Origin of the sequence: Xenorhabdus thuongxuanensis (genome assembly GCF_001908095.1) — a bacterium.
GTDB lineage: Bacteria > Pseudomonadota > Gammaproteobacteria > Enterobacterales > Enterobacteriaceae > Xenorhabdus > Xenorhabdus thuongxuanensis.
Genome location: NZ_MKGR01000003.1, coordinates 1 through 7,712, shown reverse-complemented (window position 1 = coordinate 7,712; position 7,712 = coordinate 1). Strand labels below are relative to the sequence as shown.

Genomic DNA, 7,712 nt, shown 5'->3' with positions numbered 1-7,712 from the left:
AGAGTGATGTCTGGTTTTCCCTAATTAAAAGGATGTACACCCACCATCCAACAAAGCCTGTTCATTACAACGACGACCATTCGCCAATTGGCAAACAGGAATTTGATGACCATTCAATTGCTTGGTTAATGCCGGAATTCCCCCTGCATCAGAGCAACTTTCACTGGCATCTTTACTCAGATAAATACCCAAATCAGAATATTGATAATGTTTGTATCGGCTTGATGAAGTATCTGCTTGATGCCCGCTGCAACCTGCTAATATAGCACCTACCAGCAACAACTTGACAAGGATAACTCCCCGTTTTAACCGCATATTTTCTCCAGTTTAACTATCGAATTAGGGTATAGATCAATGCCCTGCACTTTTAGAAAGCAAATTGATGACTAAAACACCTGCAATAATAAGAAGAATACCGATAATTGCCGGTAAATCCAATTTTTGCTGGTATAAAAATATACCTGCAATAGAGACTAAAACTATACCAAGGCAAGACCAAACAGCATAAGCAATCCCCAAAGGCATCACTTTTACAACTTGTGATAACGCCCAAAATGATAAGCAATATCCCGTCACCACAATAATAGACGGCACTAAGCGAGTGAAGCCATCGGCAGATTTTAACATTGTTGTCGCTATCACTTCAGACAAAATCGCGATAAACAAATAACCCCATACATTCATATTACTCACCAAGCCAAAGTTATAAGACAGAGCAAATTTCAAAAAAACTGCTTAATCTACCATAAGTTAAAATACAATACCTTAACGAAATGAAGTGTTTTTTCTTTATGAAGAAGAATAATAATGAGGGGAAAAATCAAATATAAATTTGGCAGAGAATCATTCAATAAAATAAAAATAATTACCCCATTAATCCATCCACATATGTCAATATTATTTCCACCCATAAAAATCACCTTAAATAATTTATCATAAAAATGACTTAAAGAAATTATTTACTTCAATATAGAAAATAACAGGGAATTATTTTTGCGATAAAAAACACAATAATAGCAATTCAAATACCAACAGGTAACCATAAAGAAACTAAACCAGATCGCATTATATCCATAAAAAATTAAAAAACATAACCATAACAAATAAAAAATATTATAGACTTCAATGCAAATGACTATCACTATTGAAACTTGAAGAACTACGACCATAAAATCATGATCATGGAATAATGGGTAAAAATAATGACTATTCTCGAAAACAAAAACAAACTGCACAAAACAGGATAAGTGACGAAGATATACACTTAAATAGACAAAAAAAATAAAACTTTAAACCGTGGACAAACAACATTAACTATTTTAAATGAGGGGGAATGCTGAAAGATTGCGAGGTTACAAATAACTTGTAAACGGAATGCATTCGTATAATTTACTATGAGAACACTTGAAGGTTCGTTGAATTCGAACTTATATAACCTTCATCCCGCTCAAGAGGATGTGTTTTATGAGCAAACCTTTCATGAAAACAACCCATTATACAACCTGGGTTGGTATACCTTGATGGAAGGTAAAGTTGATATAATCATCTTGCAACAAGTTTGGCGATTACTATACCAACATGTTGATATGTTGCGGTTACGCATATCCGTTAATTCGGATAATGAAGCAACCCAATATATTCAGGAACAGAGTGATACTGCATTAGTCATATTCCATGATTTTACAACGCAGCCTGATCCTGAAAAAAAAGCAAAACTTTGGATGCAGCAGCAGATAGATACTCCTATTAACTTTCCAAATGAGTCCTTATACCAGGCCGCATTGCTTCGTATTACCAACGAGAAATATTACTTCTTCACTAAATTTCATCATATTATGATTGATGGGGTTGGTTTATTTCGGTTACATGAATATACCCATAAGTTATATGCATGTCTGAAAAATGGAACCTCAACAGCCTGGTTAGCAGAAATTCCACAATATTTAGATACCATAGAAAAAGCAAAAGAATATCTGACTTCTTCTTATTGTGAAAAAGATAAAAACCACTGGTATGACTTTTTAACAAAAAATGATATCCATCAATTAATTCCTTATTATCAGAATAAGGGTTCCCGTAGCGACATGTTGGTATTACCGTTTTCAATTAAAGCAGATTTACTTGCTTTTTGTGAAAAAAATAAAACGAATTTCCTTGCTGTATTTTCGAGTTTAGTCATCATTATGATGTCAGAATTAACAGGACAACAGGAATTAACATTTAATACTATTACTCATGGCAGAAGGACAAAATCAGAGAAATATGTCGTAGGGATGCAGACAAATATCTATCCGGTACATTGCCAGGTTTCTCATACAATCAGTGTCACTGAACAGATTAAAGTAATGGAATTAGCGCTAAAAGAGAGTTATCACCACAGCCAGTTCCCTCGTTCTCACTTGATTCGCATGGCCAGTAACCATGGCGTTGCTTTACCTAATATATTTATATTCTATGAAAGACTTTCAGAATCAGCATCTGAAATCAATCAGGCGCAGCATTATATTGTAGATGGGGGATTTAACACTGATCCTATCGTTTTTCGCTTGCAAGACTTTGGATATGATCAGGAGCTAACAATAGCGATAGATTATTTACGGGAATATTTTAGTGAGCAAGATGTAAAACAAATACTTGTGCGATTACAGAACTTATTGACTGCTTTGCTTAACACGTCTTCTTTATTCGTCAATGAATTACCTATCTTATTAGAACAGGAGCGTCATACCCTATTGCACAGTTGGAACCAGACTGATGCATCCTACCCACAGGATAAAATCTTACAGCAACTGTTCGAGGCACAGGCAGAGAGAACACCGAATAACGTGGCGCTGGTGTTTGAAGAGAAAACCCTGACCTATCGTCAACTCAATGAACAGGCAAACCAGCTCGCCGTTATAATACGTGAACACTGCCAACGGCAACGCAATGCACCGATGCAAGCAGATACACCAATCGCTCTCTACCTCGACCGCAGTCTGGAGATGGTAGTCAGTATCCTGGCGGTACTGAAAGCCGGTGGCGCCTATGTGCCGATCTCCCCTGAATATCCTCAGGAGCGAGTTCAGTTTATTCTGGAAGACACCGGAAGCCCATGTGTACTCACCCAACAGTGGCACCTGACAACACTGGATAAACATACCTACACGTTGCCAATTCAGCCAGCGCTGATAGCCACAGATGACTGCACAGTCACCCAAGACCAATCAGTGGAAAATTTAGTGCCAGTGAACAAAAGTACTGATTTGGCCTACATTATCTACACCTCCGGGACGACCGGACAGCCGAAAGGCGTTGAGTTGACCCACCGAAACGTCATCAATCACCTGTGTTGGATGCAATCCCAATATCCATTAAGTGCATCGGATAAGATCCTGCAACAAATCCCTTATACCTTTGATGCTTCAGTCTGGGAGTTGATTGCAGCTAACTGTTTTGGTGCCAGTATCGTGCTGCCCTCACCTGATATCCATAAACAGCCTGAGGTTTTATATCAACTGATACAGAAAACTGGCGTAACGGTGGTGCAATTTGTCCCGTCCATGTTAGGCGCTTTCTGCCAAACGGTACGGGACTTAGGGCAGCAGTTACCCGATACTATCCGTTATGTTCTGTGTGGCGGAGAAGCGTTGACGATGTCCCATGTCAACGCGTTTAGATCTATAAATAGTCATTCGAGTACTTTAATTAACCTCTATGGTCCCACAGAAACCACAAATGATATTACTCACTTTGATGTAACCAACGAAATGAGTGGCAATATTCCGATTGGCAAGGCACATCACAACACCCGCCTGTATGTCCTTAATCATTACGGCCAACTGTCTCCCATTGGCGCCCCTGGTGAGTTGTATATCGGCGGTGCAGGGCTGGCAAGGGGGTATCGGAATCGTCCAGATCTGACTGTCGAGCGTTTTGTGGAAAATCCGTTTGCCACAGACGAAGATAAAGCCCGTGGTTATACTCGCCTGTACAAAACCGGTGATCGGGTACGCTGGCTGCCGGACGGTAACCTGGAATATATGGGGCGCAATGATTTTCAGGTCAAAATTCGTGGTTACCGCATTGAACTGTGTGAAATCGAAACAGCCTTATCCTCTCACCCACAAGTGAAGCAGGCAGTGGTGATCGACCGAGAGCATGTGAGCCATAAAGCACTGGTGGCTTATCTGGTTACCGACGAAGCCTTGACCAATGACACTCTGATAGAGCATCTGTCAACCCGCCTGCCAGAGTATATGATACCCGCCAGTTTTACCCGCATTGATGCCGTCCCCTTGACTATTAACGGTAAGCTCGACCGCCATACTTTGCCAGCGCCTGTGTGGGAAGATCGGGATCTTTATATAACGCCGCGCACTGAGTTGGAAACCCGATTGTGCGCACTCTGGCAAGACGTTTTAGGATTAGAACGGATCGGTATTGAGGATAATTTCTTCCGTATCGGTGGCGACTCGATTGTCAGTATCCAATTGGTCTCCAAACTACGGCAGCTCGGTTTTTCCCTGCAAGTCAAATCGATTTTTGAAGCACCAACGGTAGCACGGTTAGCACAACTACTGACACAAACGTTATCCACTGTAACGGTGGTTGCAGAACAGGGGTTATTAAACGGGGAATTTGATCTGTTGCCTATCCAGCAGGATTTCTTCAACCAGAATCTACCATGTCCTCACCATTGGAATCAGGCATTTATGATCCGACTGCCAGGCAATATCAGTCACGCTGCTATTGAACAGGCGCTGATCGCACTGGCTGAGCGACATGATATGTTACGCGTCCATTTTGTTGAGACCGAACAAGGTTATCGCCAGTGCTACCCCGCAGAAATGCCACCCTGGTTACCCACATTGCTGCATTGTGATTTCAATGAATTAAATCACCAGCAACTGACACAATGGCAGAGTGGCTTTAATTATTGTACGGGACCTTTATGGCAAGCCGCTCATCTGACCGGATATTCTGATGGCAGCGCCCGCTTATTCTTCGCATTTCACCACCTGATTATTGACGTGGTGTCCTGGCGGATTATTGCGGAAAATATACGCCTGCTGCTACAGGGAACAGTGCTGCCACCGAAAACCAGTAGTTACCGGCAATGGGTTACTGCTGTCCATCGATATGCCATACAACATCAAGATGAAGTGCCCTACTGGCAAGGCGTCATGGCGGGGGGGGAAACTTATCCGGTGATGGGAGAACTCAACACGCATCAACTGAGTTTATCAACTGAACTAACAAACACTCTGCTGCATGAGGCTAATCTAGGTTATCACACTGAAATTAATGACTTACTGCTTAGTGCTCTCACACTGGCATTGCAGACAACATTCTCACGGGCGGTGAACCTCATCACTCTTGAGGGGCATGGACGGGAAGCCATCGACAGTGCTCTGGATGTCTCCGAAACTGTGGGCTGGTTTACAACCACTTATCCTGTTCGTCTGACAATGCAAGCCGATGTCGCGGAAACCATTATTCACACCAAAGAAATGCTGCGAGCCGTACCGAACAAAGGCATCGGTTATGGGGCGTTACATCAGGCCGGATACTTATCAGAGAATTTGCCAGCTATCAGCTTTAACTACCTTGGTCAATTAGGGGGTGATGCCGGACAAATTAACCATCAGGATTGGGCGCTGACCAACGAAGACTGTGGTTCAATGATCGCCAGCGAGAACATTAGCCATTTACTGCTAGATATCAATGGCGCAGTTCAGGCAGGAAAACTGCAATTCAGTGTACTGTCTCGTTTACCATCAACCTCAGCACACATGTTTATCACGGCTTTTGAGCAAGCACTCAATAGTGTTATCGCTGCCAGCCAAAAACAGGCTCAATTGGGTAGTGTGAGAACACCCAGTGATTATAAATTTAAAGCGGTTTCGATTGAACGCTTAAATCGTTTACAACAAAACTATCAGGTGGAAACCCTGTATCCCGCCACCAGTTTGCAGCAAGGATTTATTTATCATCATCTGACTCAACCACAGGATGATGCTTATCGCGTGCAATTGCTGTTGGATTATCACACCCAACTCAATCTTGCCGCTTACCAGCAAGCCTGGTCGCTGGCTTCACTGCGCTTTCCCATCCTCAGAACGGCATTTGATTGGGAAGGGGAAATATTGCAGATTGTAACCACGGGTACCAGTATTAATCCGGCGAACTTCGAGATTAAAGATATCAGCCAATTACCAGAAGAAGAACGAAACAAAGAGATTGAAGCGATCCAACAACATGACCGTACCCTGCCTTTTAATTTACAGCAACCCGGATTAATCCGCTTTACCTTAATTAAACAGAGTGAACAACTGGTAACGGTTCTGATCACCCAACACCACACTATTACTGATGGCTGGAGTGGCCCGATTTTATTACAGACCGTACACGAGTATTACGACATGCTGGTACAAGGACAGAAGCCTCAGATCGTAGTGGAGCAGGCTTATCTGGCAACCCAGCAATATTATCTGGGGTATCTGGCTGAATCTGAAAAGTATTGGGCGGAACGCAAAACACATTTTCAAGGAACCAATGATCTATCAACCCTGTTACATCATCATGTGAACCTGGCGCAGATAAAAACCGTCGAAAAACCGGCTGAACAGGCGCTCACTGTACAGGGAAGCGATTATGCGCAACTTAGGGATATGTGCCGGACGCAAGGTATTACCCTGAATGTGGTACTGCAATTTGCCTGGCATAAATTACTGCACAGTTATACCGGAGATGAACAGACTATTGTTGGCACTACCGTCTCCGGGCGCGATATACCGGTGGACGGTATTGAATCCAGTGTCGGCCTGTATATTAATACCTTGCCATTGAGGGTACAGTGGCATAAAACCCACAGGGTTATGAGCGTCTTACACGCTATACAGCAAGATATCGCCGCCCTCAACAGTCACAGCGCCGTCTCACTTGCCAGTTTGCAATCCGACGGGGAGCGGTTATTCCATAGCCTGTTTGTCTTTGAAAATTACCCCGTCCCCGTGGCGAGCGAAAATCAGGCAGGGATTGAAAACACCCTGATATTCCGCCGATCCATCGAAAAAACCGATTATCCATTATCACTGATGGCCTATGAGCAAGATAACTGTCTTACGGTCAAATTGGGTTATGGGGAAGACTGGCTGACAGACAAACAAGCACAGCGCTTGCTTCATCAACTTGAGCTTATTTTGTATGCCGTAGCCCGTGATCCACACCAGCCACATACCTCTATCCGGTTCCTCAGTGAAGAAGAACGTAAAACCCTGCTGCACACCTGGAACCAGACCGATGCCCCTTACCCGCAAGATAACACCTTGCCGCCATTGTTTGAAGCCCAGGCAGAAAAGACGCCAGATAACGTGGCGCTGGTCTTTGAAGGGGAAACCCTGACCTACCGGCAGTTAAACCAACGGGCAAATCAATTGGCCGGTGTTATTCGGGAACGTTGTGCCCCTCTGCGAGCAGATACCCCTATCGCCCTCTATCTTGACCGCAGTCTGGCAATGGTTATCAGTATCCTGGCGGTACTGAAAGCCGGTGGCGCTTATGTGCCCATTTCCCCGGAATATCCTCCGGAGCGGGTGCAGTTTATTCTGCAAGATACCGGAAGCCCGTGTGTACTCACCCAGCAACGGTATCTGACAACACTGACGGAATACAGCCAGGCACTGGCAGAATCACCAATATTGATAGCGGCAGATGACCAGACAATCACC

At 43.5% G+C, this 7,712-nt stretch carries 3 protein-coding genes; 1 reads left to right on the top strand and 2 read right to left on the bottom strand.

Going from position 1 to position 7,712, the window contains the following annotated elements; genetic code table 11:
* Positions 1 to 24 precede the first annotated feature (24 nt).
* Together Xentx_RS02870 and Xentx_RS02865 are read right to left on the bottom strand one after the other, a co-directional pair.
* On the bottom strand, positions 25 to 315 hold the full coding sequence (locus tag Xentx_RS02870) for a putative hemolysin (protein WP_074018779.1): 291 nt from the start codon (positions 313 to 315) through the stop codon (positions 25 to 27).
* 36 nt (positions 316 to 351) lie between these two features.
* On the bottom strand, positions 352 to 684 hold the full coding sequence (locus tag Xentx_RS02865) for a DMT family transporter (protein WP_074018778.1): 333 nt from the start codon (positions 682 to 684) through the stop codon (positions 352 to 354).
* Positions 685 to 1,415: 731 nt separating this feature from the next.
* Here Xentx_RS02865 and Xentx_RS02860 point away from each other — a divergent pair.
* Positions 1,416 to 7,712 (top strand): non-ribosomal peptide synthetase (locus Xentx_RS02860; protein ID WP_167366741.1); only part of this gene is annotated, 6,297 nt, incomplete at its 3' end.